The following is a 26,591-nucleotide window of genomic DNA, read 5'->3' as shown; positions in this document are numbered from 1 at the left end:
TTAGCTTAATAGTTTTAAGCCAACAGCGCCGCATAAAATGCAGCTTAAGAAAGCAAGACGACGCCAATCCGCTGATTCTCGGAAAATAAGGATGCCTAGAAGTGCGCTTCCGGCAGTTCCAATTCCAGTCCAAATCGCGTAAGCAGTTCCCATCGGTAATGTGTTCATCGCAAGAGATAAGAAGAAGAAGCTTACGCCGAAGTTAGCGATCAAGATAACTTTTGGTGCCCAGCCTTTCTTTTCAGTGGCTACTTTCATAAAGAGTACACCAATAATTTCACAAATACCAGCTAGAATTAAAAATACCCAAGCCATTTTATGCAGCCTCCTTCGCTTCTTTTTCTTCTGTTACTCGTTTTAAACCAATTACTCCGAAGAAGATTAAACCGATTAATAAAACTTTTACGATAGAGAAAGGTTCTCCGAAAACGAAAATCTCAGTAAGAACGATTCCACCAGCTCCAATACCTGTAAAGACTGCGTATACAGTGCCGACAGGTAAATCTTTATAAGCTCTAAATAATAAGACGAAACTAATTGTAATTAATAGAGCAACACCAGCCCATTCAAGTGGTGCTTCCGCGTGTTTTAATCCAATCACCCAAAAGATTTCAATAATACCAGCTAAGATTACATAAATCCATGCCATTTGTCATTTCTCCTTCCTACCAGTCGTTAGGTAAAGGGCTTAAAAACGACGCATTGCAAAGGAGCAATCCGTCAGTTTGAAAGGCCTCGCCAAAATACTTGCCAAGAGGCGTTTAAACGAGTCTCAAAGCGATTTAAACCTGCGAATAGTAGTTCAACCATAAGTCCGTCCAGTAAGCATAGGAAAGCTTCTAGAGCGTCTTTCACTTCAATGTTATGCAGTTCACTTTGCTCGTTTGCCTGTTTAAATATAGGGAATAAAAGTTTTCCGACGTTTTCAATGTGCGCATTCGCTTTTTCGATAATTTGTTCGCGAAATGCATCAGGCGGAAAATAAGAAGTTCGTAACCAAAACATTGATTCTTCACTTTCACCAAATCGTTTTGCGTAGCCCTTTAGTAATTGTAAGAGCAATTCTTCAGTAGACGAATTTGAAAATTTTTCGATATCGTCAGTGAAGCTTTGTAAATCTTTTTGAAGAGCGGATTCTAAGCATATAAAATATAGCTCTTCTTTTCCTTTAAAGTGTGCGTAAATCGATGGCTTTTTAATCCCAACTTCTTGAGCAATATTTGCTAATGAAGTTCCTTCGTAGCCGTAGCGTGCGAAATGAGAAAGTGCTACAGCTTTAATGCGGTTTGCTGTCATTTTTATCCCCTACCTACCGTTCGTTAGGTTCATTATATGAGATGGAAAATATAAAGTCAATAGGTGAAGAGCTGAAAAAGAGCGTTATAGGTAACGCTCTTTTTAGACAGTCTCTCGCTCAATTAAATGGAATGAAAGCTCTTTTGCACTGCCGACAATTTGCTCGCTTTGAATCTGCTTATGAAATAAAGAAAAAGCATGTGAGCCCATTGCGAGACCGGGATGTTCAATTGTGGAAATTTCTAATGCCTTTGAAATTTCATGATTATCAAATCCAAGGATAGCAAGGTCTTCAGGTACTCGAATACCATGTTTTCGAGCCTCTGTTAATAAACCAGCTGCAACTTGATCGTTCGCTGTGAAAATAGCAGTTGGACGATTTGTCATATTTAAAATACGATGGAGTATTTGTGCTCCGTCCTGCATTGTATAGCATTGGTGGAAAATCCATTCAGGATGCAACGTTTTCCCTTCGTTACGAAGTGTATCGGCGAACGCTTTTTCTCGCTCTATGGAATTTACACTTGTTTTTCTTGCTAAACAAATTCCGATTTTTTCATGGCCTCTACTTAGTAAATAGGCAGTACCGAGACGGAAACCTTCATAATGATTTACGTAGATGGATGAAATGAGGGGATGCTTCATTTTTTCACATGAAATAATAGGGGCAAATTTTGCAAAAGGTTCGATTTGTTCCCAAGAGCTCGTTCGGGAGCAAATAATCATCCCATCAAATTGTTTCATTTTCATCATTTCAAGAACACGAATTTCTTCAATGCTATCGTAGTTCGTTTGACATAAATTAATGTGATAGCCAGCAGCTAACGCTTCGTTTCCGATTCCTTCAATAATGGTACTGAAGTAGGGGAGGTTAATGAAAGGAAGCATAACGCCAATTGTATATGTTTTCCCTCTTATTAAATGGACAGCATTTATATTTTTTGCGTAGTTTAATTCTTCAACAGCATCTAGAACACGCTTACGCTTTTCTTCTTTTACGTAAGGGTGATTATTCAGGACACGAGAAACAGTTGATATCGATACACCAGCAGTTTTAGCAATTTGTTTTATATTGGCCATATGTATCACCTCTTTCCCTTATTATAAAGGGAAAATAATAAGAAAGAAAAAATCTTGACCTGAAAAGCTTTTCACAAACTATGGTATTAATAAGACTTCTTTTTATTCGCGTAACCTTTTCACTTGGGCGTAAGAATGATAGGGGTCTTTTTTGTTTGCAAAAAGTGTTGTCAAAATGTGTGAGAATAACGTGGAAAGTTTTCAAAGGTGGAGTTTGGTGACAAAGCGAATATGAAGAGAATATCAACGCTTCGTTCGTTAAGAGAGCGGTATGAAAGGGCGGAAACAAATTGAAAAAAAGAATCATTTGTTTCGTGTTTTCTAGTTTCATGCTTAGTTCGTGTTCATTTCAACAAACGATGCAAGAAGAAAAACACTTTGTGGGAACAACAGGAGGAGCTATGGATCGTGTTACGGATCCTATTCCGCTAAAGGAACTCCCAAAATATTTTCCGGTGAAGTTTAAAGTTCCAACGTTTTTACCGTACGACATTACAAGTGATGTGAAGGGGGAAGTAAGAACGCTTGGGAAAAAGAACACTGTCTTAACGATTAAATATAAACAGAAGGAGTCAGGTAGAAATGAGTATATTGAGTTAAATGTCGCGAACTTTCCTTATAGTTTTCCGGATCTTGTGGAAGAGAAGCGATTTCAAGAACAAATGAAACTGAATAATGGAACGTCTGCTTATTTTAAAAATAAAGATGATTATGAACGTGGTGACGAATTTGCTACGCTTATATGGAAAGAGAAAGGAATTGAATATCAACTGCTGTATCGGAATGTAGAAGAGAACGATGAAAAGGTAATCAAGCAGAATTTATTATACATTGCGAATAAGATGAAATGAAAAAACTAGCTGATTTATTCAGCTAGTTTTTTGTATGTTATTATTTCTTTTTAATTTTGCCTGTCCAAGATTTAAATCCACCTTGTAATTGGTAGAAATCTTTGTAGCCTTGTTTTTTTAAGTATTGCGCTGCACGACCTGTACGGAATCCGCTTTGGCAATATAAGTAAACAGGTTGATCTTTACGAAGTTCTTTATGGCGAAGGCGAATTTGTGATAACGGAATGTTACGTGCACCTAAAATATGCCCTGCGTTATATTCGTCTGCTTCACGAATATCGATAAGCTGTGCTTTACGGTAGCCAGCGCGAAATTCTTCTTCTGTAAGAGTTTTAATTAATTTTTTCTGATAGAAGTACATCCATACAGTGTAGCCGATAAATGCTACGATTACGGCTAATAAAATAATCCAAGTTGTTGACACGATTCTATCGCTCCCTTTTTTCTTATCCTACTTTCAATATTATAATGCCCATATGTATTTATGCAACAGATTCATTTGCATATAAGAAGAAATTTCGTATTCTTTCACAAATTTTGTCGAATTTGGTAGACTAGAGAATGTGAAAAATAATTGGTTATATGAGGTGCAGGATGGGAAAAGAAAAATGGTGTTATATTAACTCTGGTCAATGTTCACCGGCATTTAATATGGCGTTAGATGAATGTTTATTAAATTGGCAAAGTGACAAGAAAATGCCACCAACAATTCGTTTTTATGAATGGGAAGTACCAACATTAACAGTTGGATATTTTCAACGTGTTGAAAAAGATATTAATATGGATGTAGTTAACGAAAAGAAATATGGATTCGTTCGTCGTCAAACAGGCGGCAGGGGTGTACTACATGACAAAGAGTTAACGTATAGTGTTATTGTGTCTGAAGATCATCCGAATATGCCGAAAACAGTTACAGAAGCGTATCGTGTTATTTCGCAAGGTTTATTAGATGGTTTTAAGGCATTAGGGTTAGAAGCCTATTATGCAGTTCCAAAAACAGAAGCAGATCGTGAAAATTTAAAAAATCCACGTTCAGGCGTATGTTTTGATGCACCATCTTGGTATGAAATTGTAGTGGAAGGACGAAAAATTGCTGGTAGTGCTCAAACACGTCAAAAAGGTGTTATTTTACAGCATGGATCGATTCCATTAGAAATTGATTTAGATGAACTATATGATCTATTTTTATTCCCAAATGAACGTGTGAAGGAACGTATGAAGAGTATGTTCTCTTCTAAAGCAGTAGCAATTAATGAATTAACAGACCGTACATTTACGATAGAGCAGTTAATTAAAGCGTTTGAAGTTGGCTTTGAAAAAGGATTAGATGTAGAACTTGTTCCATATGAATTAACAGAAGAACAGTTACATGAAGTTCAAACGTTAGCGAAAGAAAAGTATGAAAGTAATGAGTGGAATTATAAAAAATAAGAGATGGCGATAGCCACCTCTTATTTTTTTATAGTAAATTAAGTACTTTTTCTACTTTGATTCCTTTATCTTGTAAAGAACGAAGGCGACTTACAACGTCCATAATTTCTTTGTCAAATGTAACGCTAATACCTTGGCTTTGTAGTTCTTCTTTTAAGCTTTCAATAGAATCATCTATGTCGATGCCAAGCTCGTAATCTTGACAAACTTCAATTGTCTTTTTCACGAGTTTAACATAATTTTCTTGTAGTTTTGAATTTGTTTCAGTCAAAGCAGGCTGCTTCGGTTTTGCAGGAGCAACCGGTGCTGTCTCTTGCTTTGTAACTGGAGTAGGGACTGCTTTTTTCACAGGCGTTGGAGTAACTAGTTCTACAGCTGCTTCTACGCTTACTGGCTTCGGTGTCGGTACTGGAGTAGGCTTAGCCATAGCAGGTGTTTCCACACGCGTAACAGGCTTAGGAGCAGGTGTAATTGCTTTTGGAGCTTCTACAACTACTTCTTTTTTCGGTGCTGCTTCTACCTGTGTTTCTTCTTGCTCGGCAGCTTCTTTATTTTCTTTACTCCACATAACGCGTTCAATTTCTAGAGAAACATTGTTTTTGTTCATCGCTGTTAATGTAACTTTACCAACTTCAGCGTTTCCAGTGAAATCAACAATTTTATAAATAACACTCTTGTTCCAATCCACGTTTCCGCTCAAAAATAATTCTTCGTTACATTTCGGCGTTAAGCCCTCGATTTTAATTTCTGCGTTTACACCGTTTTCACTATATACCATAATTAGCGAAGCATTTACATCTTCGTCTGCTAACATTAGTTCACGTACCATTTTGCCGGTGCGTACTTGCGTTTTCTTCTTAACTGACATCTAATTTCTCCTCTCAAAAATTCAGTAATAATAAAAAAATCGTATAACGAAAAATAATTGCTCACGAAGATTTATGATACCGATAATAAAAGCATCACGTCAACAATTAACTTTAATTATTTTGCATTTTTCTTATTTTCTTTATGAAATTTTTCAATTTGTAAAATTAGACAGAAGAAAAAACAGCCTTTTGAAGGGCTGTTAAAAATTTGATTTTTTGTATAGTAGTTTATATAAAATAAAAAATAAGATTGCGATTAAGGCGTTTTGCCAAAAGGTTAGATGATAAATGAGATAAGGTTGCTTTTGAAAATAAATATTTAAGAATACAGCGGAACAAAATGGAGTAGCAAATGCGAATCCAAATAGAATTTTTCTTTTCCAATTCATTTTCTGATCAAAGGAGTAACGCTTTAATAAATATAAAATAAATAATATACCTAGTATAATTATTGAAACAGACAAAGTAGTTCCAAGGATGCTAAAAGGCGGACTTGATAATGTATTATTTTTTTCAAAGAGAAACATAAAAAATGAAATAATTGCATTTATGCCAAACTGTATAGCAAGGAGTAAACTAATAACAAAACCAATTAAAGAAGTTTTTTCTAATTTTGTTTGGGCGGGTAAAGCAGCTATAAGTTCATCGCAGTAAGATTGTAAATCATTTCCGAAAATGTCATAAGCATTTTTATTTTCAGCTTGTGCTTCGATAAGGTGGTCTAATATTTCTAACAAAAGTTCTTCCACTTGATGTTCGGTACATTAGATAACCGAAGATATACTAGCATATCACCATAAGCAATTTCGTTTTCGGAAGTTAGAAGCTCACGTTTTTTATTATTCAATTCAATCATGTCTTGTGCATTCATCCCTATCACTCCCCTTGTAATAATAAGTTGTTTACGGTCGTTGAAACCATCCCCCAGCTTTGTTTAAATTCTTCAAGCTGTTCTAATCCTTTATCGGTTACGTGATAATATTTTCGCTTTGGACCGAGTGAGGAAGCTTTTAATGTTCCTTCAATCAACTTTTCTTTTTGCATACGTAACAATAATGGATATATGCTTCCTTCGCTTACAAATGTAAATCCGTGTTTATTTAATTTTGTACTCAGTTCATATCCGTACACTTCTTCTTGTGAAATGATGTATAGGATGCACCCTTCGAGCACGCCTTTTAACATTTGGCTGTGCATGATTTCACCACCTTTTATTCAGGTAACTTGCGTTGCAAGGTAGCTGGCATCCAAATTATAACATTCAGTAACTTGCAACGCAAGTTACTGGGGTGGAAAACTTTAATGTCCCCCATACTAACGAGAGGGCGAAAAGCATATGAGACCATTTATGCCAAAGCTCGTTTACTTTGAACGAAAGGCACTTGAATATCCACTTGGTTTTATAGTTGCGCCAATTTAAATGCATGAAGAATGGGAAGAAGGAACCGTAAACTATTTGAGCGACAAAGATATGACGATACCAAATTTAACGTTTGAATTGATTCAGCATCGTTTTCCAAAACCATCGGAAAATATGTATATAAAAAGGATGATGCAGCAGTATTAAAAGAAACGATAAGAGGTTATATAAATGAGTTTTTTCCTAATGCAGAAATACAATATTTTACTTAAGGGGGGTCTGTATGCAAATACAGATTCTTTTTTGTTTTATATATTTAGGCTCGTTTTCAACTTGTCACGTTATTCTTTCTGGTGTATCATTTTATTGATTGCTTCGTACGGAATAAGCAAAATGAACTTGGATGGAGGAAACCGATGCCTACCCCTAGTATGGAAGATTATATTGAACAAATTTATTTGTTGATTGATGAAAAGGGTTACGCCCGCGTATCTGATATTGCTGAAGCGCTTAGTGTACATCCATCCTCTGTAACAAAAATGGTGCAAAAATTAGACAAAGATGAATATCTAATTTATGAAAAATATAGAGGGCTTGTATTAACAACAAAAGGTAAAAAAATCGGAGAACGTCTCGTATATCGTCATGACTTGCTAGAGCAATTTATGCGTATTATCGGTGTGGATGAAAGTAAAATTTACAATGATGTAGAAGGAATTGAACATCATTTAAGTTGGGAAGCAATTGATCGCATTGGTGATTTAGTGGAATACTTTGAACAAGATGCAGTCCGAGTGGAAACACTTCGTGGTGTTCAAAGAGCAAATGAAGAGAAAAGTAATTAAGGGGAACGTATGGCGTTTCCTTTTTTATTTCAATTCGAAAAGGATGGGAGAATTATGAAAGCAATTATTTTTGATTTTGATGGATTAATTGTGGACACAGAAACGATATGGTTTCACTCTTTCAGAGATGCTGTTCGTGAATACGGCGGGGAACTACCTTTAGAGGAATTTGCGAAATGTATTGGAACAACAGATGAGGTACTTTATACATATTTAAATGATCAATTAAAAGAGAAGTTTAACAAAAGTGCATTAAAAGAAAAAGTGGCAACTTTACATAAAGAGAAAATGAGAATACCAGAAGCTCGTGACGGGGTAAAAGAATATTTAGAAGAAGCGAAAGAAATGGGATTGAAAATCGCACTGGCTTCTAGTTCGTCTAGAGAATGGGTTATTCATTTTTTAGAAGAGCTACAGATTCGAGAATATTTTGAAGTGATTAAAACGAGAGAAGATGTTGAGAAGGTAAAACCAGATCCAGCTCTTTATCGAGTTGCAATAGAAGAATTAGGAATTAAGCCGTCTGAAGCTGTTGTATTTGAAGATTCATTAAATGGATTGAGAGCAGCGGTTGCAGCGGGATTAACGTGCGTTGTTGTACCTAATGATGTGACACGGAATTTACCATTTGAAAATCATCATCTTCGAATTGAAAGTATGAGAGAGAAAAGTTTAAAAGAAGTGCTTCAAAGTATAAAAAAAGACCGTATTTCCTAAAAGGAAGCACGGTCTTTCTTTTTGCTTTTTTTGCCTTCAATGACAGTTAAATGAGACTGTTTTCTTTTTCGTTTCAAAGTGGGAGAATTCCCTTTTTTGCTTTTGTCATTAGAAGTATTTGACTTAAAGAAAGAATTGCCTAGGGGTGCTACATTTTGTTTCCCATGTTTGCGGTTCGATTGTTTTGCCGCACGCTTATATGAGCTTTGTGAATTTGCAGAACCATTGGAATTTGTAAACATCTTGTATAGCAAGTAAAAGATACCGACAACAAGTAACATGTACCCGATATTTCTTAATACACCCATGGGATTTGTAATAACAGATGAAACAAGGCCGAATATTGCCAATCCGATAATAAGCACAAATATAGCGAAAGTAAACGAACGACCGTTCATAAGGGACACCTCCTAAAAACGTATATTAAAATTAGTATATTAACGATGAGGAAAGGAGTTGAACACCATTTTTAAATAATTATTGTTTGTTCTCTAAACGTAATAATTCTTCAAACGATGCAATTGCTATTTCCACTTGATCATCTGTTGGTTCTTTCGTTGTTAATAGTTGTAGCCATAATCCAGGATATCCAAGTACGCGTAATACAGGAATATCTCGTAATCGATTTGTAAATTGCAATACTTCAAAAGAAATACCAAGTACAACTGGAATTAATAAAATTCGGTTTATAACTCGTGCCCAAAGAGGATCTGTAGGGACTAGGAAATAAACGAACATTCCAATAATGACTGTAAATATAATAAAGCTACTGCCGCATCTATAATGGAGACGAGTTTGCTTTTGAACGTTTTCTACAGTCAGAGGAAGGTTATTCTCGTAAGCATTGATTACCTTATGCTCTGCACCGTGATACTGAAATACCCGCTTAATAAGTGGGGTTAAAGAAATAAAGTATATATAGCTCAATAATAGCATGAGCTTAATGACACTTTCGACAATAATTTGCCCAGTATGAGATGGGAAAATCGGTCTCGTTAATTCAGCTAATAGTGCAGGAACTGCTGTGAAAATGACTTTACCGAATATAAAAGATAAAACGCCAACAGCTGCAACTCCTAATACCATCGTTAATTTTGATTGTTCTTCTTTTTTATTTGCAATTTGTTCATCATCTTCTGGGTGGACGTCAAATCGTTCTGAAGCGAAGTTTAAATGTTTTGCTCCATTCGCACTTGCATCCACAATAGCGGCAATCCCTCGTAAAAATGGAATTTTTTTTAGGGTAGATAGTACTTTATTACGAACGCGTGGTAATCGATAAAATTCAATCGATTTATCTTTACGACGAACCGCTGTAACAGTATATTCTCTACCGCCAAACATAACTCCTTCTATGACCGCTTGCCCGCCATATATTTGTTTTGACTCTTCTGTCATGTTAACACCAACCTGTATTTGTTTCTCTCTTATGTAGAAAAAGAGGCAATTGTCATACTGGGTTCTGTCGTTTTGAAATAAGACAATCACCGAGTTTCCTTTATTTTATCGGCAAATACAAGTAGATGACAAGGGAAAATGTTATGAGAGTCGGACATTTCTTATTCTTTTTATAGACAAATTTCGCAGGATTTAAACATGCTTCAAAATAGTTTCGGGCATACTATTGAGCGGAGGTGTCGATGTGAGTCAAGAACAATTAGGAACAAGGAATTTTGTGCAGATTGGTTTGTTTGGTGGAATCTTTTGGGGCGGGATATGGTATTTCCTTCATATATTTTCATTCACGGAGGCGGGCCCGAATTATTTCCTTTTACCATTTGCGTTTGGAAGTTGGAAAGAGGGTGTATGGGGCAATGTGTTCGGAATAGTGTGTATGGGACTTCTTTCAATTTTAATTGCCTTTTTGTATAAAGCATTTTTTGCAAAGTTTGAAGGGATTATAGCGGGAATTATTTATGGGCTATTTTGGTGGGCACTACTGTTTTTGGGGATGGGTTTAATGGCTCCTGTTATTAAAAGTGCGCTCCATTTACCAAAAGAGACAATTGTGACGACAATATGTATTTTTATATTGTATGGTGTGTTTATAGCATATTCTGTTTCTTACGCAGTAAATAGCAATAAAGCAGAACAAGAAGGGTAAGAGAAGACGAACTATTCAAATAAGTAACTCCTATGTTAAAATATTGTATAGATATTTAATATTAAGGAGTTTTAAGAATATGAAAAAGTTACTCCTCGTAAACGGTCCTAACCTAAATCGCCTCGGTGTTCGTGAGGTAAATGTATATGGAAAGGGCACGCTAACGACACTTGAAGCAGATATGAAGCAAGAAGCAGAAACAATGGGAGTGGAGTTAGAATGTTTCCAATCGAATCATGAAGGTGCCATTATCGACATTATTCATGAAGCGGAAGATATATATGAAGGGATCATTTTAAATCCGGGAGCATTTACGCATTATAGCTATGCGATTCGTGATGCCATTGCGAGCATTTCGATTCCTGTTATTGAAGTACATATTTCTAACATTCATCAGCGTGAATCGTTCCGTCATGAATCTGTGACGGCAGCTGTTTGTGCAGGTCAAATTGTAGGATTTGGTTTTTATGGCTATAAGTTAGCGTTATTTGCATTAATGGAGAAATTGAGGGAGGCATAAAGTAATGGAGAAAATTGAAAGATTACGAAGTGCATTTGATGAGGCTGGTATTGACGGTATTTTGTTAACAAATGAACATAGTCGTAGATATATGGCTAACTTCACAGGAACAGCAGGCGTTGTTCTTATTTCAAAAGATCGTGCTCAATTTATTACAGATTTCCGTTACGTCGAGCAGGCAAGTAAACAAGCGGTTGGATATGAGGTTGTACAGCACGCAGGATTGATCATTGATGAAGTGGCAAAGCAAGTGAAAGAGCTTGGAATTCAAAAGCTTGGTTTTGAGCAAGATACTCTTACATATAGTTCTTATTCAGTGCATAAGGAAGCGATTGATGCTGAATTTATCCCGACTTCTGGACTTGTAGAAAAGTTACGCTTGATAAAGACTGATTCAGAGATTAAGATATTAAAGGAAGCTGCACAGATTGCAGATGCTGCCTTTGAGCATATTCTATCATTCATTCGCCCGGGAGTATCTGAAATTGAAGTGTCAAATGAACTTGAATTTTTCATGAGAAAACAAGGAGCAACATCTTCTTCGTTTGATATTATCGTTGCTTCAGGTCTTCGTTCGGCATTACCGCACGGCGTGGCATCTGAAAAAGTGATAGAAACAGGAGATTTCGTTACATTAGACTTCGGCGCTTATTACAAAGGATATTGCTCTGATATTACTCGTACGATTGCAGTCGGTGAACCATCTGATAAATTAAAAGAAATTTATAATATCGTTTTAGAAGCACAACTACGTGGTGTGAACGGTATTAAAGCTGGTTTAACAGGTCGCGAGGCTGATGCGCTAACGCGTGACTACATAACGGAAAAAGGATATGGTGAATACTTTGGACACTCTACTGGTCATGGAATAGGTCTTGAAATCCATGAAGCACCAGGTTTAGCATTCCGTTCTCATACAGTACTTGAACCAGGTATGGCTGTAACAGTAGAACCAGGTATTTATATTCCAGGTATTGGCGGCGTACGTATTGAAGATGATATCATTGTGACAAGTGAAGGTAATGAAGTAATTACGAAATCACCAAAAGAACTTATTATTTTGTAATACACAGGAGGATTTTTTTACATGATTTCAGTAAACGATTTTCGTACAGGTTTAACAATTTCAGTGGACAATGCCCTTTGGCAAGTACTTGATTTCCAACACGTAAAGCCAGGTAAAGGTGCTGCATTCGTTCGTTCTAAACTACGTAATCTTCGCACAGGTTCTGTTCAAGAGAAAACATTCCGTGCAGGTGAGAAAGTAGAAAAAGCACACATCGAAAACCGTCGTATGCAATACTTATACGCAAGCGGTGAGGCTCACGTATTTATGGATAACGGAACTTATGAGCAAATCGAACTTGGTGAAAAACAAATCGAGCGCGAGCTTAAATTCCTAAAAGAAAACATGGAAGTAGCAATCATGACTTACCAAGGCGAAGTACTTGGTGTTGAACTTCCAAACACAGTTGAATTACAAGTTACAGAAACAGAGCCTGGTATTAAAGGTGATACTGCTTCTAACGTAACAAAACCAGCTACATTGGAAACTGGTCTTGTTGTACAAGTACCAATCTTCATTAACGAAGGCGAAATGCTTATCATCAACACTGGTGAAGGTAAATACGTTTCTCGTGCATAGTAAAAAAGCACTCGTGATAATTCACGAGTGCTTTTTTATAGGAAATAGGGTAGATAGTAAATAGCTGTTATTATAAAACTGACTAAAACAAGTGAAAGAGTACCCATAATAGATGGAGTCAAAACAATTTGAAATGGTTTTATTTCGCCAGTCTCAACGCCAGTTAATGTTTTACTTATTGCGTGATCTGTAATGTTATTTCTATGGTTACTCATAATAATTAACCACATAATTGCAAATATTGCTAAACTACCAAGGAAAAAGGTCTCTATAAATGACCAACCGACCAATAATGAAAAAAGATAAATAAGAGCTAATTCTACTACAACGGTTAAACTAACTTTCAATGCCTTCATATTTTTCCCCCTCATTCTGTAATTTCAACCAGTTTAAAAAATTTTCACGTGACACGACATGCAGAGAGCAAGGTGACTTTACTTCTTTCTCTAGTGCAGCGTGTTCGTCTGGAAACTTGTTTTCCACATGCAATGAAATATAAGGTAGTTTTTCTTGTGCTTTTAAAGAGCGGATATTATTTGTTTTAGCACCAGCAAATACGTAGGAAAGTTGTAAGTCTAAAAAGGCGATTTTAAAGATTTCTTTTTTAGCAGCCTCGTTATAGCCTTTTCCCCAGTACGGATAGCCGAGCCAACTACCAATGTGAGATTGCTTTTTCTCATTATTAATATGTTTAAGTGTGGTGAGGCCAATTATTTCATTTTCTTCATTCACAATCATTCTCGATAAGGATTTCTTTTGACGCTCTTCGTCTATTGCGAAAAGAAGAAATGTTTTCGTGTCTTCGATGTTTTCTACCGTTATCCCCAATGCATTTTTTATATGTGGATCACTTGATAGCTCGAAAATCACATTTGTATAGCATAAATCTAGTGGTAATAAAGTGACGTGCTGCATGTTTTAAACCTCTTTTAAACTAAATATACCATAATATACCATGAAATAATATGAATATTCAGATTGTAATTCGGAATTTAGAGAAAAATTATGTTTTTACTTCTGAAATAGACAACCTCTGCATATGGTTGTACAAATATATTCTTTTTTAGAATACGAAGTTAGTAACTGTTACGGGAGAAGGTGGAAGAATGAAACAGTGGCTAGCGGCAATGGAAACATCCGTGCTTGTTATGGGGGCACTTCGATTATTTTCAGGTAGTGCGGAGATATTTGCTGCTTTGCTTATGCTTTATGTGAATGATGCGAAGAAAGCGTTGTTTATAAATGGTATGTTGGCGTTTGTTGGACCTACCGTATTAATTTTAACAATGACAATTGGGATAGCGAGTGTAGCAAGTGAAATTTCTTTCTTGAAGCTCTTTTTTCTAGCGCTTGGAATTTGCTGTATTTTTATCGCATTACTGAAATAGTAAGTCGAGTATAGTGGGGAGAAGCCGATGAAAGAGGTATTAGAAGTTTTACCAAAAACGATGAAGTACTTAATTGAAGAATGTAAGCAATACGATGCTTTAGAGGAAATTCGTGTTCGAATTGGAAGGCCGCTAGAGTGTATTGCACACGGAAAGGTGTTTTTTTATGACTATATCACTACTGCAGAGGATGCTATTTACTTATTGAATAAGTTAAGTCAATTCTCAATTTATACGATGGAAGAGGAATTAAAACGTGGGTATGTGACGCTTCGCGGAGGGCATAGAATCGGGTTAGCAGGAAAAGTCATTACAGAAAAAAGCGCAGTGAAAATGATTCGTGATGTCTCTTCCTTTAATATTCGTATTGCTCGTCAAAAAATAGGGATTGCTGAACCGCTTTTGCCATATTTGTATGAAAAAAGGTGGTTAAACACGATGGTAATTGGCCCTCCCCAAACGGGAAAAACGACACTCTTAAGAGATGTAGCACGTTGCATGAGTCAAGGGGTAAGTGCTTCGGAAATTCCTTCCTGTAAAGTGGGGATCGTTGATGAACGGTCAGAAATTGCTGGTTGTGTGAAAGGGATCCCGCAATATGATTTTGGTACCCGAGTCGATGTGTTAGACGCATGTCCAAAGGCAGAAGGAATGATGATGATGATTCGTTCTATGAGTCCTGATATTTTGATCGTAGATGAAATTGGCCGTAAAGAAGATAGTGAAGCAATTATGGAGGCAGTGCATGCAGGTGTCCAGCTTTTTATAAGCGCACACGGATTTTCCTATGAGGATGTTGTGAGACGTCCATCGCTCAAGGCAGTGCTAGAGCTTGGTATATTTGATAGGTTTGTGGAGTTGTCAAAAGCGAGGGGTCCAGGAACGGTTATGCAGGTGAAAGATAAATATGGAAAACCAGTGTTATCAAATAGAAAGGCTGAGGGCGTATGGTGAAAATATTTGGTGCAGTGTTAATCGTTGCGGTCAGCACCTTTTTCGGGTTTTCGTACGCTAAAAGATACAGTGAGAGACCGAGGCAACTTAGGTTATTAAAATCAGCACTTCAATCATTAGAGGCAGAAATTATGTATGGACACACACCTTTATCTGAGGCTGCCGAGCGATTAGTTAAACAAATGCCAAAGCCATTAAATTGGATATTTCAAAGTTTCGCTAAAAAACTAGAAAGTGGAGAACAAACAGTAAGGGAAGCTTGGATAGATAGTTTGAAAGAGAATTGGAAGTTGACGGCTTTTCAACAAACCGAGTATGAAATACTGCAGCAATTTGGTGAAACGCTCGGGCAACATGATCGTGAATCACAACAAAAACATATTCGCTTATGTATTACACATTTGGAGAGAGAAGAAGAGGAAGCGAAAGCTTTACAACTGCAATACGAAAAAATGATTAAGAGCTTAGGGGTACTAGCAGGGCTACTTATTGTAATTTTACTGCTATAGGGGGGAGAAAGGCGATGTCCATTGATGTTGGATTAATATTTCAAATCGCCGGAATCGGCATTGTTTTAGCTTTCATTCATACTGTACTAAAAGAATTGAAGCGTGAGGATATTGCAAATTGGGTTATCCTTGTCGGTTTTGTCGTCATTTTATTTCATGTTGCATTTTTAATTAATACGCTATTCGACAAGATTAAAAGTGTCTTTCTCTTCCAGTAAAGGAGGCGGTTCGAATCGAAATTATACAAATTGTCGGATTAGGCCTCGTTGCTACGTTTTTAGCTGCTGTTTTGAACCAGCATAAATCTAGTATTACATCTTTATTTATTGTGTTCGTAGGTAGCGTGATGTTTCTTATTTTAATCGATCAAATTCATTCTATTTTACAAATGATTGAGAGAGTAGCGAGTGAAGCGAAAGTTAGCAACGTCTACGTGGAAACGTTACTAAAAATTATTGGAATTGCTTATATTGCCGAGTTTGGAGCTCAAATTACAAAAGATGCTGGTCAAGGTGCCATCGCTTCGAAAATTGAACTTGCTGGGAAAATCTTAATTCTCGTTATGGCAATTCCTATTTTGACGGTTGTAATTGAAACTATTCTCGGATTTTTACCGACGGGATAAGGGGGAGTGAATGTTGAGGAGGTTTGGAGCTAAGCTGCTATTTGCTTGCTTCCTTTTCTTTTCTTTACCGGTTGTTGTACAAGCTTCTCCTGTAGAAACAAACGTCGTTGATCAACAATTGGATAAGCTCGGAATTGAAGATGTGAAGCAATTTTGGGACGGGCTTGTTACAAAATATGGTGGCTATTTGCCAGAGAGTCAAAAAGGGAGTTTTATGGAGTTTGTAAAGGGAGAAAAAGAATTCTCTCTAAAAGAGTGGATGATAGGGTTATTAAAATATTTATTTCATGAGCTTGCAGCTAATGGAAAACTGCTTGGCACACTCATTATGCTCACAATCTTTAGTGCATTGTTGCAATCACTGCAATCCGCTTTTTCAAAAAGTAGTGTAAGTAAAATTGCTGATGCTGTTGTATATATGGTACTTATTATTTTTGCTTTAAATAGTTTTTATGTCGTTATGACATATGCAAGAGAAACGATACAAACAATGGTAGATTTCATATTAGCGCTATTGCCAATTTTATTGGCGCTTATAACGACTGGTGGCGGGGTTGTATCTGTATCTTTCTTTCATCCGATTATCATTTTCTTAATGAATACAAGCGTGCTTCTTATGAATTATATCGTTCTACCGCTTTTATTACTGGCAACGATATTAAGTATTGTAAGTACAATGAGTGATCAATATAAAGTTACAAAATTGTCCAAGCTTCTGCAAAACGTTAGCGTTGGGATTATCGGTATCTTCTTAACGATTTTTTTAGGGGTATTATCTGTACAAGGAACAGCGACAGCCGTTGCTGATGGCATAGCTGTGAAAACTGCTAAATTTGTAACAGGAAACTTCATTCCAGTAGTTGGAAGAATGTTTACGGAAGCGGCAGATACTGTTATTAGCGCATCAGGATTATTGAAAAACACAGTCGGAATTATTGGGCTCGTCATTTTATGCTTAATTGTTGCTTTTCCTGCGATTCAAATTTTCTGTATTGCATTTATTTATAAATTCGCAGCAGCAGTATTACAACCGGTTGGCGGCGGAGCAATTATTCAATGTTTAGACATTATTGGAAGAAGCATCATTTACGTATTTGCTTGCTTAGCTATCGTATCATTTATGTTCTTTTTAAGTATTACAATTATTATTGCTGCGGGGAATATTACACTTATGATGCGGTAGGAGGTGAAGAGTATGCAATTTGTTACAGAGTGGATCAGAAATATTATCGTTTTTTTGCTCTTAGCGACAATGCTTCATCTTATTCTTCCAAATTCGAATTTGCAAAAATACGTTAAATTTGTTGTAAGTCTTTTGTTAGTCGTATTAATTTTAACACCCCTTTTTAAACTATTGCAGACAGATGTAAATGAAGTAATTGCAAATTTTAATAAAGAAAAGTACGTAGCAGAAGGATCTGTAAAAAATTCAATAGATTCGAAGAAAAAAGAAATACAAGCTCTAACACGTGCATATAGTTTAGAAGAGATGGCTACCAAAATGAAAAAAGAAGTAGGAAAAGAGTTTGAGAAAAAGTATGGTATGACTGTCTCTGAAATACAAATAGTCGCAGCAGAAAATATAGAAGAAGTAAAGTCAGCGAAAGATATTCAATCTGTTGTTGTGACGTTGAAAGAAAAAGAACGTAGTAAAAATGATGCAATCGAAACAGTAAAGCCAATTGAAATTAACACGAAAGAGCCTCCAAAAAAAGTGGAAGAAACGAATGGAGAAATGAAAGATTTCTTTTCAAGCAGGTGGCAACTAGAGGGTAAACAAATCCAAGTTCAAGTGGAAGGGAGGACAGGTAGAGTAAATGGACAATAAAGATAAAAATTCGAAGTTCTCATTTTTCCGAAACTTATTGAATGGGGATCAAAAAGAAAGCAACGAGAAGGGTAAAAAGGTAACACCTAAGTTTTTACTTGTCCTACTCATACTTGGAATTTTGCTTATGTTTTCTAGTAGTCTCTTTTCAAGTAAAAAAGAAGAAGTACCTGTATTTAAAGAACAAAAAACTCAAAACCAAGAAAAAGACGTACCAACTTTCGGACAAAAAAGTAATGATAGTATGTCAAATGTAGAAAAATATGAAAAAGCGTATGAACAAGAATTAAAAACTGCTTTAGAAGAAATAGCAGGAGTAAAAGACGTAACGATTAAAGTGAATTTAGATTCATCTGAAGAAAAAATTTTAGAAAAAAATACAGTGAAACGCTCACAAACAACAGGTGAAACAGATAAAACAGGCGGTAAGAGAGAAGTAGAGGACGAGTCTCTTGATGAAAAGACTGTCATTATACGTGAAGGGGATAAAGAAACTCCTGTTGTTTTACGAACAGAGAAGCCGAAAGTACGTGGTGTTCTTGTAGTAGCAAAGGGAGTGGATAATATACAAGTTAAAGCAATGGTAAAAGAAGCTGTGATAAGGCTGCTAGATGTACCGGCCCATCGCGTTTCAGTTTCACCGAAAAATTGATAGGGAGGAAATAAAGTGTTAAAAAAACAAACAGTTTGGTTATTAACGATGTTAAGTTTAGTTGTTGTACTATCTGTGTATTACGTGACAACTCCTGACAAAATGAATACAGCATCGCCAGCAACAGGTGAAAAGATTGGACAAGAAAAACAAGGTACTGATAAAGCAGTAACAAACGAAGCGCCTAAAGAAACTCCGAAAAAAGAAAATACAAGCAAAGAAACAACAAATAAAGAAACAGACAAAAAAGAAAATGCAAAAAAAGAAACAAGTAAAAAAGAGGGCAATGTATCAGTTCAATCAAGTGATGAGAATTTCACAGCTTTACGTATGCAAATGGAAGATCAGCGTAGTGAACAAAAAGCAAAATTACAAGAAGTGATGAGTTCAACAAAAGCTTCAGCAACAGAAAAGAATAAAGCGAAAGAAAATTTTGATGCCATTACGACAATGGAAACGAAGCAAGAATTACTTGAGACAGTAATTAAATCTCAAGGAGGATATCCAGATGCTCTTGTAAGAGCTGATGGTACTGATATTAGAGTAACGGTTAAAGCGGCAAAACATTCACAGAAAGAAGCAAATAAAATTATTCAACTTGTAAGAAGTGAAGGCGGATCAAAAGATGTAGGTGTGAAATTTGATCCACCAGCGAAATAAGTAAAACCTTAATCCGTAGGGATTTCCCTACGGATTATTATCTTTTACTAAGCAAAGGGTATGCAAATAGTAAAATAGAGTATGTAAGTAAACGTGTGTATAGAAAAAAGCTATCATTTTCGATAGCTTTTTTCTATTTCGTCTTTGTAATTATTTTTACTATGTTCAACTCGGAATGGAGAAACACGTTGTGAGTAAAAGATTAATGGTTCATGGTACTGATGATTACTTTTTCCGGATTTGACGTGGATGCAAAGAACGCATGCCCAAACGATTACGGCAGGTAAAAAGAGAATGAGCCATATCATATTTCCACACCTCGACACAATATATTTTCTACACTTTGAACATACTATTCTTATATGAAGGAATGATGAATGGCGTGTAAACAAAAAAATAATATTTGGTAAAAATATGTTGTTGACTATAGATGTGTGAAGAGTGTAGAGGGGATGGCATGTTTGCTGTGTAACGTTTTGAAAAAGTAGTGAATGTTTTTTAAGAAGTGGTCTTGCCAATTTCGTGTGAAACTTGGTATTATTACTAGGTATTAATTTTTTGTTGGAATAATATTTTTACAGGAGTTTCGATTTATTATAAAGAAATATAAATTGGAATGTTTAAAAAATTTATCGTAAGATGGAAATAGTAAATATTTCTATTAGTTAATGAAATATATTTTCTAATAGAATACATCGTATTTTTACAGTCAATCTAGTTTTCGTGACGAGAATCTGTAAAAACGGGACAAACAAGAGTATGGGAGTGGATTTTACATGTTTAAAATTCAAGAAGTTCGCGAATTAATTAAATTAATTGATAGCTCTAATATTGATGAATTTGAATACAAAAAAGACGGTACAACAATCAAAATGAAAAAGCGTGGTAATGAAGTTGTTGCTGTGCAAGCACCTGCAGCAAAACAAGCTATGCAACCAGTAGCGCCTGTTGAAGTTGAAACGAAAGTAGCAGCAGCACAAGCAGAAGCGCCAAAACAAGAAGAGAAGAAGGTTGTTCAAAATGAAAACCTACATAAAATCACATCACCGATGGTAGGTACATTCTATTCTTCTTCTTCGCCTGATACACCTCCATATGTAAGTGTTGGGGATAGAGTATCGAAAGATTCTATCGTATGTATTGTCGAGGCTATGAAGTTATTTAACGAAATTGATGCTGATGTAGAGGGCGAAATTGTTGAAATTCTTGTTAATAACGGACAGCTTGTTGAGTATGGACAACCGCTATTTCTTGTAAAAGCGTAATAAGGGAGTCTTTGTGATGATAAAAAAAGTATTAATAGCCAATCGTGGGGAAATTGCTGTACGAATTATTCGTGCTTGTAAAGAAATGGATATTGAAACAGTTGCAATTTATTCAGAAGCAGATAAAGAGTCACTTCACGTACAGATTGCAGACGAGGCGTATTGTGTAGGACCAACGATTTCGAAAGAAAGCTATTTAAATTTGACAAACATTATTAGCGTTGCGAAGTTAACAGGCTGCGATGCTATTCATCCGGGATACGGATTTTTAGCAGAGAATGCAGATTTCGCAGAGTTATGCCGTGAATGTAACTTGATTTTTATCGGTCCAAGTCCAGAAGCTATTTCAAAGATGGGCACAAAAGACGTTGCTCGTGATACAATGAAAGAAGCAGGGGTTCCGATTGTACCAGGTTCACAAGGGATTATTAAAAATACCGAAGAAGCGATCGAGCTTGCTAATCAAATTGGATATCCAGTTATTATTAAAGCGACTGCAGGTGGCGGTGGAAAAGGTATTCGTGTTGCACGCCATGAAGAAGAGCTTATAAAAGGAATTCAAATTACACAGCAAGAAGCTAGTACCGCTTTTGGGAACCCTGGTGTATACTTAGAAAAGTACGTTGAAGATTTCCGCCATGTTGAGATTCAAATAATGGCAGATACACACGGAAATGCCATTCATTTAGGAGAGCGTGATTGTACAATTCAGCGCCGTTTGCAAAAACTATTAGAAGAAAGTCCATCACCTGCACTTGATGAAGATATTCGCAAGCAGATGGGTGAAGCGGCAGTTAAAGCGGCGGTAGCGGTTGATTATACAGGTGCTGGTACGGTTGAGTTTATTTATGAATATAAAACGAAAACCTTTTATTTCATGGAGATGAATACGAGAATTCAGGTTGAGCATCCGGTTACTGAAATGGTAACGGGAATGGACTTAATTAAAGAGCAAATTCTTGTTGCTTCAGGAGAAAAGTTATCGTTACAGCAAGAAGAAGTACAATTTAATGGTTGGGCAATTGAATGTCGAATTAATGCGGAAAACCCTGCCAAAAAATTTATGCCATCTCCAGGTAAAGTAGAAATGTACTTACCACCAGGAGGATTTGGTATTCGCGTCGATTCAGCTGTATATCCGGGATATTCAATCCCACCTTTCTATGATTCGATGGTTGCTAAATTAATTGTTCACGGAAAAACACGTGAAGAGGCAATTGCAAAAATGAAGCGCGCACTTAGTGAATTTGTCATTGAAGGCGTACATACAACAATCCCGTTCCATTTGCAATTGCTAGATCATCCTGATTTTGTAAAAGGTGAGTTTAATACGAAATTTTTGGAAGAGCATGAACTTGTGACGCAGTGATACATTAAAGGAGGTTTTTTTCATGGCTGAACATATGTTAGATATGGGTCAAGATACAACTCTTGGTAAAGTAGAAATTGCACCAGAAGTAATTGAAGTAATTGCAGGTATTGCAGCTGCTGAAGTAGAAGGTGTAGCGGCAATGCGCGGTAATTTTGCTACAGATGTTGTTGAGAAGTTAGGTAAGAAAAATCATGGTAAAGGTGTAAAGGTTGAATTAGCAAACGAAGATATTATCGTTGACCTTTATGTTGTAATGTATTTTGGTGTAGCAATTCCAGTTGTTGCACAAAAGATTCAAGACAATATTCGCCAAGCACTCTTTACAATGACAGGACTTGAGCCAAAAGAAGTGAATGTTCACATCGTTGGCGTAACATTCGAAACACAAAAAACAGAAATCGAACCAGTGTAAGAATGAAAAGGTGCCTAGTAACATAGGCATCTTTTTTATCGTTTCATTTCTTCACAAATTACAACCCTCTAATTATTATACTATTTCAAAAAATAAGAAATAAACAAGAAAATGTGTCGTTTTTCCAAAAAACGTACATTGTGATAAGATATGGAACTTGAAGTTAATCTTTTTATTATTTTTCAGCCTTGTAACCCGTGTGTGAAACGATAAATTGTGTTATTATCATTGTATTATAAGGTTGGAAAATCAATGAAAACTGTAAGAGTAAGTGAATTGACGGCTTATAAATTATAATAATATAACAAAGTATAAGGAAAGACTTGAAGCATAAAGGAGAGTTACAATGAAACGTAGGACGGCTAGAGAAAGAGCAATGCAAGCATTATACCAAATGGATATTACAGGTGAATTAGAACCGAAAGTAGCAGTGGAAAACACGCTGGATGAAGGCGAAGAAACAAATGAGTTTCTAGAGTCACTTGTAGTAGGTTTTGTAGAAAATAAAGAAGCAATCGATGAAGCGATTCGTCAAAACTTAAAAAAGTGGAAGCTTGAGCGTATTAGTATTGTTGATCGCAGTATTTTACGTGTAGCTGTGTATGAAATGAAGTACATGGAAGAAATTCCACACAACGTAACAATTAACGAAGCAATTGAAATTGCAAAAACATTTGGGGATGAGGAATCTCGTCGTTTTATTAACGGCGTTTTATCTAATATAAAAGATACACTGTAAATTCTTTAAGGGGGAATCTTAAAATGGTAGCAGTAATCATCAAAGGAAATGAAGTTGCGGAGAAAAAACGAGCACAATTAACAGAAGAAGTTGTGAAGTTGAAAGAGCAAGGTATTGTACCAGGATTAGCAGTTATTTTAGTTGGAGAAGATCCAGCATCTCGTTCTTATGTGAAAGGAAAAGAAAAAGGCTGTGAACAAGTAGGGATTTACTCAGAGCTAATTGAACTTCCTGAAACAATTACTGAGGAACGTTTGCTTGCTGAAATCGATCGCTTAAATGGAGATGACCGTATTAATGGCATATTAGTGCAATTACCTTTACCAAAACATATTGAAGAAAAAGCTATCATTGAAAGAATTTCACCAGAAAAGGATGTAGACGGATTTCACCCAATCAGCGTGGGACGTATGATGACGGGACAAGATACATTCCTTCCATGTACACCGCATGGTATTGTAGAATTAGTAAAAGAAACAAATCTTGATATTTCTGGAAAACATGTAGTAGTAATTGGAAGAAGTAATATTGTCGGTAAACCAGTGGGACAATTGTTTTTAAATGAAAATGCCACTGTAACATATTGTCATTCTAAGACGCAAAATATGAAAGAGTTATCGAAGTTAGCTGATATTTTAATCGTAGCTGTTGGACGACCTAAAATGATAACAGCGGATTATATTAAAGAAGGAGCGGTTGTAATTGACGTTGGTGTTAACCGTTTAGAAACAGGAAAACTTTGTGGTGATGTTGACTTTGACAACGTGTTAGATGTTGCGGGTTACATTACACCTGTGCCAAAGGGTGTTGGTCCAATGACAATCACAATGCTTCTTCATAATACTGTTGAATCTGCCAAACGTGCAGGTGTCGTTTGTAAATAATTTGAGTCGGCTATGAGGAGAGAGAAATGGAGAAGCAATATTTAACCGTTACAGCGTTAACACGCTATATAAAAACAAAAATAGAATATGATCCGCATTTGCAGTCTGTTTGGTTAAAAGGTGAAATTTCCAACTTTAAAAATCATAGCCGTGGCCACATGTATTTTACATTGAAAGATGAAAATGCAAGAATCGCAGCGGTTATGTTTGCGGGCCATAATCGTAATATTAAATTCAAACCTGAAAATGGGATGAAGGTACTCGTGAAAGGGAAAATCTCTGTTTACGAGGCGAGTGGTTCTTATCAAATTTATATTCAAGACATGCAGCCTGACGGAGTCGGGAATTTACATTTAGCGTACGAACAGTTAAAAGTTCGTTTAGAAGAAGAAGGACTTTTTTCTCAAGTTTATAAAAAAGCGATTCCTCCTTACGCTAAAACAATAGGTGTGATTACGTCGCCAACAGGAGCAGCGATTCGTGATATTATAACAACGATTAAACGTCGTTATCCAATTGGGAATGTTATTGTATTTCCGGTACTTGTACAAGGGGAGTCAGCGGCTCCCTCGATTGTACAAGCGATTCGTACAGCGAATGAAATGGGAGAGATAGATGTACTAATCGTTGGTCGTGGTGGAGGTTCTATTGAGGAATTATGGGCTTTCAATGAGGAAATGGTTGCAAGAGCAATCTTTAAGAGTGAAATTCCTATTATTTCGGCAGTAGGCCATGAAACGGATTTTACAATCGCAGATTTTGTTGCAGATTTACGCGCGCCAACACCGACTGCAGCAGCTGAGCTGGCAGCACCTAACATTATAGAGTTACAAGAAAAGGTATTACAAAGAACTTTGAGATTGCAAAGAGCAATGAGAGAGTTAGTACATAAAAAAGAAGAAAAACTACAAGTGTTGCAAAAATCGTATGCGTTCCGTTATCCAAGACAAGTATATGAGCAAAAGGAAGAGCAATTAGATAGAGCGCTAGAACAGCTTGTTTTAGCGAAAGAGCGCTATATTGATAAAAAGGTGAATCAGTTAAAGCAACTTTCATTTTATTTAGAGAAGCACCACCCATCTCAAAAAATTATGCAAACGAAGGTAGCTGTTGAAACGTTGCAAAAGCAATTACAACGTGAAATGCAAACGTTACTTCAAACGAAAGAATTTGCCTTTGTAAGAGCTGCTCAAAAACTTGAAGCGTTAAGTCCGCTTAAAGTAATGATGAGAGGGTACGGGCTTGTATATGATGAAGAGAAGCAAGTGTTAAAAAGTGTGAAAGATGTAAGCCTTGGAGATGCTGTTTCAGTTCAATTACAAGATGGAATACTAGATTGTAGCGTATCAGGCATAGAGGAGCGTGAATTGAATAATGGAAAATAAATTAAGCTTTGAAGAGGCAATTTCGCAACTTGAGCATCTTGTTTCTAAGCTAGAACAAGGTGACGTACCTTTAGAAGAAGCGATTTCTTATTTTAAAGAAGGTATGGAATTATCTAAGCTTTGTGATGAGAAGCTGAAGAATGTACAAGAACAAATGGCAGTTATTCTTGGGGAAGATGGAGAGCTTGAACCGTTTACTGCTTTAGGAGATGAAGCATAGTGACGATTGCTTTTGATACTTTTTTGAAAGAAAGTAAAACTTTCGTAGAAGAAAAACTTGTAAGCTATGCAAATGAATTACAATGTCCAAATGTACTTCGTGAAGCGATGGCATATTCTTTGGAAGCGGGTGGAAAACGTCTCCGCCCGTTACTTTTGTTTGCAACATTACAAGCGTTTGGGAAAGAAAGAAATCTTGGAGTAGGTGCAGCTTGTGCTCTTGAAATGATTCATACATATTCATTAGTTCATGATGATTTACCTTGTATGGATGATGATGATTTAAGAAGAGGAAAGCCCACAAATCACAAAGTATTTGGTGAAGCGATGGCAGTTTTAGCAGGAGATGGCTTATTGACGTATGCTTTTCAAGTTATTATGGCATATGAGCAAAAAGAAATTTCTGCCGAAAAAAAAGTAAGACTTGTACTTGAACTTGCAAAAGCAGCAGGACCAGAAGGAATGGTTGGCGGACAAGTGGCAGATATGGAAGCTGAAGGGAAACGCCTTACGATTGATGAATTGGAGTACATCCATAAACATAAGACCGGAAAACTGCTTGAATTTGCTGTACTTGCGGGTGCGATACTTTCTGATGCGACAGAAGAGCAAGAAGAAAAGTTGCTTACGTTTGCCAAATATATCGGTCTAGCTTTCCAAATTCGAGATGATATTTTAGATGTCGAAGGAACTGAAGAAGAGATTGGAAAACCGATTGGTAGCGATCTTTCTAATGAAAAGAGCACATATACAACGTTGTTTACTGTAGATAGAGCAAAAGATATTTTAGAAGAAACAATTGCAGAAGCAAAAGGTGCGATTAGTTCCTTGCAATTACAAGATGAATATTTACTATCTATTTGTGATTTGATTGCAAAACGTAATAACTAATATAACAGCGTTTTCATTTGTTGAGTCATTCATCATTTTATGATATAAATGTAGGAAAAGGTTTTTCTTTTCTTGTTATTGGCAAAAATA

At 36.3% G+C, this 26,591-nt stretch carries 37 protein-coding genes and 2 pseudogenes; 26 read left to right on the top strand and 13 right to left on the bottom strand.

The window, feature by feature from the left end; all coding sequences use genetic code 11:
• The 4 genes from MKY21_RS21235 to MKY21_RS21220 all read right to left on the bottom strand — a co-directional run bounded on the left by MKY21_RS21235 (position 1) and on the right by MKY21_RS21220 (position 2,376).
• Positions 1-315, bottom strand: coding sequence for a DMT family transporter (locus tag MKY21_RS21235; protein WP_000312623.1), 315 nt, complete (start codon positions 313-315; stop codon positions 1-3).
• 1 nt (position 316) lies between these two features.
• Positions 317-649: a DMT family transporter gene (locus MKY21_RS21230; RefSeq protein WP_000312349.1), complete on the bottom strand. Its 333-nt coding sequence runs from the start codon at positions 647-649 to the stop codon at positions 317-319.
• A 71-nt stretch (positions 650-720) separates the two neighbouring features.
• A complete protein-coding gene (locus MKY21_RS21225; protein WP_002181118.1) occupies positions 721-1,302 on the bottom strand; it encodes a TetR/AcrR family transcriptional regulator in 582 nt (193 codons plus the stop codon).
• A 96-nt stretch (positions 1,303-1,398) separates the two neighbouring features.
• The gene (locus MKY21_RS21220) at positions 1,399-2,376 is read right to left on the bottom strand and encodes a LacI family DNA-binding transcriptional regulator (RefSeq protein ID WP_341077312.1); all 978 of its coding nucleotides are present in this window, start codon (positions 2,374-2,376) and stop codon (positions 1,399-1,401) included.
• A gap of 314 nt (positions 2,377-2,690) precedes the next feature.
• Between MKY21_RS21220 and MKY21_RS21215 the strand changes: the two genes are divergently transcribed.
• Positions 2,691-3,227, top strand: a complete 537-nt coding sequence (locus MKY21_RS21215; RefSeq protein ID WP_025966335.1) for a hypothetical protein — start codon at positions 2,691-2,693, stop codon at positions 3,225-3,227.
• Positions 3,228-3,267: 40 nt separating this feature from the next.
• Here the strand turns inward: MKY21_RS21215 and MKY21_RS21210 are convergent, their stop codons facing one another.
• Positions 3,268-3,651 carry a rhodanese-like domain-containing protein gene (locus MKY21_RS21210; RefSeq protein WP_044795917.1) on the bottom strand — a complete coding sequence of 128 codons (384 nt, stop codon included), beginning with the start codon at positions 3,649-3,651 and terminating at the stop codon, positions 3,268-3,270.
• A gap of 170 nt (positions 3,652-3,821) precedes the next feature.
• Here MKY21_RS21210 and MKY21_RS21205 point away from each other — a divergent pair, with 170 nt between their 5' ends.
• Positions 3,822-4,658 carry a lipoate--protein ligase family protein gene (locus MKY21_RS21205; protein ID WP_000514067.1) on the top strand — a complete coding sequence of 279 codons (837 nt, stop codon included), beginning with the start codon at positions 3,822-3,824 and terminating at the stop codon, positions 4,656-4,658.
• A 28-nt stretch (positions 4,659-4,686) separates the two neighbouring features.
• Here the strand turns inward: MKY21_RS21205 and MKY21_RS21200 are convergent, their stop codons facing one another.
• From MKY21_RS21200 to MKY21_RS21190, 3 genes and pseudogenes are all read right to left on the bottom strand, one after another.
• On the bottom strand, positions 4,687-5,526 hold the full coding sequence (locus MKY21_RS21200) for a hypothetical protein (RefSeq protein WP_044795918.1): 840 nt from the start codon (positions 5,524-5,526) through the stop codon (positions 4,687-4,689).
• Between the two features lie 201 nt (positions 5,527-5,727).
• Positions 5,728-6,398: pseudogene (locus tag MKY21_RS21195) on the bottom strand (DUF1129 family protein).
• A gap of 5 nt (positions 6,399-6,403) precedes the next feature.
• Entirely contained in the window at positions 6,404-6,724 is a 321-nt protein-coding gene (locus MKY21_RS21190; RefSeq protein WP_061663458.1) for a PadR family transcriptional regulator, read from the bottom strand.
• A 190-nt stretch (positions 6,725-6,914) separates the two neighbouring features.
• Here MKY21_RS21190 and MKY21_RS21185 point away from each other — a divergent pair.
• From MKY21_RS21185 to MKY21_RS21175, 3 genes and pseudogenes are all read left to right on the top strand, one after another.
• Positions 6,915-7,159, top strand: a pseudogene (locus MKY21_RS21185) (spore photoproduct lyase family protein); the annotation flags it as partial.
• A 144-nt stretch (positions 7,160-7,303) separates the two neighbouring features.
• Positions 7,304-7,732 carry a transcriptional regulator MntR gene (gene mntR, locus MKY21_RS21180; RefSeq protein ID WP_001143083.1) on the top strand — a complete coding sequence of 143 codons (429 nt, stop codon included), beginning with the start codon at positions 7,304-7,306 and terminating at the stop codon, positions 7,730-7,732.
• A 54-nt stretch (positions 7,733-7,786) separates the two neighbouring features.
• Positions 7,787-8,449, top strand: a complete 663-nt coding sequence (locus MKY21_RS21175; protein ID WP_025966333.1) for an HAD family hydrolase — start codon at positions 7,787-7,789, stop codon at positions 8,447-8,449.
• Here MKY21_RS21175 and MKY21_RS21170 read toward each other — a convergent pair.
• Both MKY21_RS21170 and MKY21_RS21165 read right to left on the bottom strand, forming a co-directional pair.
• Positions 8,446-8,847: an SA1362 family protein gene (locus MKY21_RS21170; RefSeq protein ID WP_001014459.1), complete on the bottom strand. Its 402-nt coding sequence runs from the start codon at positions 8,845-8,847 to the stop codon at positions 8,446-8,448. The genes MKY21_RS21175 and MKY21_RS21170 overlap by 4 nt on opposite strands.
• A 79-nt stretch (positions 8,848-8,926) precedes the next feature.
• On the bottom strand, positions 8,927-9,847 hold the full coding sequence (locus MKY21_RS21165) for a DUF1385 domain-containing protein (protein WP_086424076.1): 921 nt from the start codon (positions 9,845-9,847) through the stop codon (positions 8,927-8,929).
• A 244-nt stretch (positions 9,848-10,091) separates the two neighbouring features.
• On the opposite strand from MKY21_RS21165, the gene MKY21_RS21160 reads away from it, so the two are divergent.
• From MKY21_RS21160 to efp, 4 genes are all read left to right on the top strand, one after another.
• Positions 10,092-10,553 carry a YqhR family membrane protein gene (locus tag MKY21_RS21160; protein ID WP_000076880.1) on the top strand — a complete coding sequence of 154 codons (462 nt, stop codon included), beginning with the start codon at positions 10,092-10,094 and terminating at the stop codon, positions 10,551-10,553.
• 79 nt (positions 10,554-10,632) lie between these two features.
• Positions 10,633-11,073: a type II 3-dehydroquinate dehydratase gene (gene aroQ / locus MKY21_RS21155; RefSeq protein ID WP_000735147.1), complete on the top strand. Its 441-nt coding sequence runs from the start codon at positions 10,633-10,635 to the stop codon at positions 11,071-11,073.
• Positions 11,074-11,077: 4 nt separating this feature from the next.
• On the top strand, positions 11,078-12,139 hold the full coding sequence (pepQ, locus tag MKY21_RS21150; RefSeq protein ID WP_000411041.1) for a Xaa-Pro dipeptidase: 1,062 nt from the start codon (positions 11,078-11,080) through the stop codon (positions 12,137-12,139).
• 21 nt (positions 12,140-12,160) lie between these two features.
• Positions 12,161-12,718 (top strand): elongation factor P, encoded by a 558-nt coding sequence (efp, locus tag MKY21_RS21145; RefSeq protein ID WP_000626516.1) that lies wholly within the window; start codon positions 12,161-12,163, stop codon positions 12,716-12,718.
• 35 nt (positions 12,719-12,753) lie between these two features.
• Here the strand turns inward: efp and MKY21_RS21140 are convergent, their stop codons facing one another.
• Positions 12,754-13,074 carry a hypothetical protein gene (locus MKY21_RS21140; RefSeq protein WP_000645695.1) on the bottom strand — a complete coding sequence of 107 codons (321 nt, stop codon included), beginning with the start codon at positions 13,072-13,074 and terminating at the stop codon, positions 12,754-12,756.
• Positions 13,055-13,633, bottom strand: a complete 579-nt coding sequence (locus MKY21_RS21135; RefSeq protein ID WP_001164984.1) for a GNAT family N-acetyltransferase — start codon at positions 13,631-13,633, stop codon at positions 13,055-13,057. Before MKY21_RS21135 ends, MKY21_RS21140 begins: the two co-directional genes overlap by 20 nt.
• A gap of 191 nt (positions 13,634-13,824) precedes the next feature.
• On the opposite strand from MKY21_RS21135, the gene MKY21_RS21130 reads away from it, so the two are divergent.
• The 9 genes from MKY21_RS21130 to MKY21_RS21090 are packed head-to-tail and all read left to right on the top strand — an operon-like array spanning position 13,825 to position 19,334.
• Positions 13,825-14,106, top strand: a complete 282-nt coding sequence (locus tag MKY21_RS21130; protein ID WP_000816050.1) for a YqhV family protein — start codon at positions 13,825-13,827, stop codon at positions 14,104-14,106.
• 27 nt (positions 14,107-14,133) lie between these two features.
• Positions 14,134-15,060, top strand: coding sequence for a stage III sporulation protein AA (gene spoIIIAA, locus MKY21_RS21125; RefSeq protein WP_000665905.1), 927 nt, complete (start codon positions 14,134-14,136; stop codon positions 15,058-15,060).
• The gene (gene spoIIIAB, locus MKY21_RS21120; protein WP_000238702.1) at positions 15,054-15,569 is read left to right on the top strand and encodes a stage III sporulation protein SpoIIIAB; all 516 of its coding nucleotides are present in this window, start codon (positions 15,054-15,056) and stop codon (positions 15,567-15,569) included. Before spoIIIAA ends, spoIIIAB begins: the two co-directional genes overlap by 7 nt.
• Positions 15,570-15,583: 14 nt before the next feature.
• Positions 15,584-15,787, top strand: coding sequence for a stage III sporulation protein AC (gene spoIIIAC, locus MKY21_RS21115; protein WP_000020914.1), 204 nt, complete (start codon positions 15,584-15,586; stop codon positions 15,785-15,787).
• A 23-nt stretch (positions 15,788-15,810) separates the two neighbouring features.
• Positions 15,811-16,194, top strand: a complete 384-nt coding sequence (gene spoIIIAD, locus MKY21_RS21110) for a stage III sporulation protein AD (RefSeq protein ID WP_077393170.1) — start codon at positions 15,811-15,813, stop codon at positions 16,192-16,194.
• Positions 16,195-16,204: 10 nt separating this feature from the next.
• On the top strand, positions 16,205-17,377 hold the full coding sequence (gene spoIIIAE / locus MKY21_RS21105; protein WP_341077306.1) for a stage III sporulation protein AE: 1,173 nt from the start codon (positions 16,205-16,207) through the stop codon (positions 17,375-17,377).
• A 12-nt stretch (positions 17,378-17,389) separates the two neighbouring features.
• Positions 17,390-18,022: a stage III sporulation protein AF gene (gene spoIIIAF / locus MKY21_RS21100; protein ID WP_044795925.1), complete on the top strand. Its 633-nt coding sequence runs from the start codon at positions 17,390-17,392 to the stop codon at positions 18,020-18,022.
• A complete protein-coding gene (gene spoIIIAG, locus MKY21_RS21095; protein WP_000368890.1) occupies positions 18,012-18,674 on the top strand; it encodes a stage III sporulation protein AG in 663 nt (220 codons plus the stop codon). The genes spoIIIAF and spoIIIAG overlap by 11 nt, the downstream gene beginning before the upstream one ends.
• A 15-nt stretch (positions 18,675-18,689) precedes the next feature.
• Positions 18,690-19,334, top strand: coding sequence for a SpoIIIAH-like family protein (locus MKY21_RS21090; protein WP_000914710.1), 645 nt, complete (start codon positions 18,690-18,692; stop codon positions 19,332-19,334).
• A gap of 113 nt (positions 19,335-19,447) precedes the next feature.
• On the opposite strand, the gene MKY21_RS21085 is transcribed toward MKY21_RS21090, so the two are convergent.
• Positions 19,448-19,642, bottom strand: a complete 195-nt coding sequence (locus tag MKY21_RS21085; RefSeq protein ID WP_002000935.1) for a hypothetical protein — start codon at positions 19,640-19,642, stop codon at positions 19,448-19,450.
• A 468-nt stretch (positions 19,643-20,110) separates the two neighbouring features.
• On the opposite strand from MKY21_RS21085, the gene accB reads away from it, so the two are divergent.
• The 8 genes from accB to ispA all read left to right on the top strand — a co-directional run bounded on the left by accB (position 20,111) and on the right by ispA (position 26,501).
• On the top strand, positions 20,111-20,599 hold the full coding sequence (accB, locus tag MKY21_RS21080; protein ID WP_000472861.1) for an acetyl-CoA carboxylase biotin carboxyl carrier protein: 489 nt from the start codon (positions 20,111-20,113) through the stop codon (positions 20,597-20,599).
• Positions 20,600-20,615: 16 nt separating this feature from the next.
• Positions 20,616-21,968 carry an acetyl-CoA carboxylase biotin carboxylase subunit gene (accC, locus tag MKY21_RS21075; protein ID WP_000592870.1) on the top strand — a complete coding sequence of 451 codons (1,353 nt, stop codon included), beginning with the start codon at positions 20,616-20,618 and terminating at the stop codon, positions 21,966-21,968.
• Between the two features lie 22 nt (positions 21,969-21,990).
• Positions 21,991-22,383: an Asp23/Gls24 family envelope stress response protein gene (locus MKY21_RS21070; protein WP_000807630.1), complete on the top strand. Its 393-nt coding sequence runs from the start codon at positions 21,991-21,993 to the stop codon at positions 22,381-22,383.
• A gap of 346 nt (positions 22,384-22,729) precedes the next feature.
• Positions 22,730-23,122 (top strand): N utilization substance protein NusB, encoded by a 393-nt coding sequence (gene nusB, locus MKY21_RS21065; protein ID WP_000830247.1) that lies wholly within the window; start codon positions 22,730-22,732, stop codon positions 23,120-23,122.
• Between the two features lie 23 nt (positions 23,123-23,145).
• Positions 23,146-24,006: a bifunctional methylenetetrahydrofolate dehydrogenase/methenyltetrahydrofolate cyclohydrolase FolD gene (folD, locus tag MKY21_RS21060; protein ID WP_000226732.1), complete on the top strand. Its 861-nt coding sequence runs from the start codon at positions 23,146-23,148 to the stop codon at positions 24,004-24,006.
• A gap of 26 nt (positions 24,007-24,032) precedes the next feature.
• A complete protein-coding gene (gene xseA / locus MKY21_RS21055; RefSeq protein ID WP_000415249.1) occupies positions 24,033-25,391 on the top strand; it encodes an exodeoxyribonuclease VII large subunit in 1,359 nt (452 codons plus the stop codon).
• Entirely contained in the window at positions 25,381-25,611 is a 231-nt protein-coding gene (gene xseB / locus MKY21_RS21050) for an exodeoxyribonuclease VII small subunit (protein WP_000428423.1), read from the top strand. Before xseA ends, xseB begins: the two co-directional genes overlap by 11 nt.
• A complete protein-coding gene (gene ispA, locus MKY21_RS21045; RefSeq protein ID WP_000150374.1) occupies positions 25,611-26,501 on the top strand; it encodes a (2E,6E)-farnesyl diphosphate synthase in 891 nt (296 codons plus the stop codon). The genes xseB and ispA overlap by 1 nt, the downstream gene beginning before the upstream one ends.
• Positions 26,502-26,591: the final 90 nt, after the last annotated feature.

This window comes from Bacillus sp. FSL R9-9497 (assembly GCF_038005805.1).
GTDB lineage: Bacteria > Bacillota > Bacilli > Bacillales > Bacillaceae_G > Bacillus_A > Bacillus_A cereus.
The sequence above is the reverse complement of the archived record's forward strand: the minus strand, read 5'-3'. Positions and strand labels throughout refer to the sequence as shown.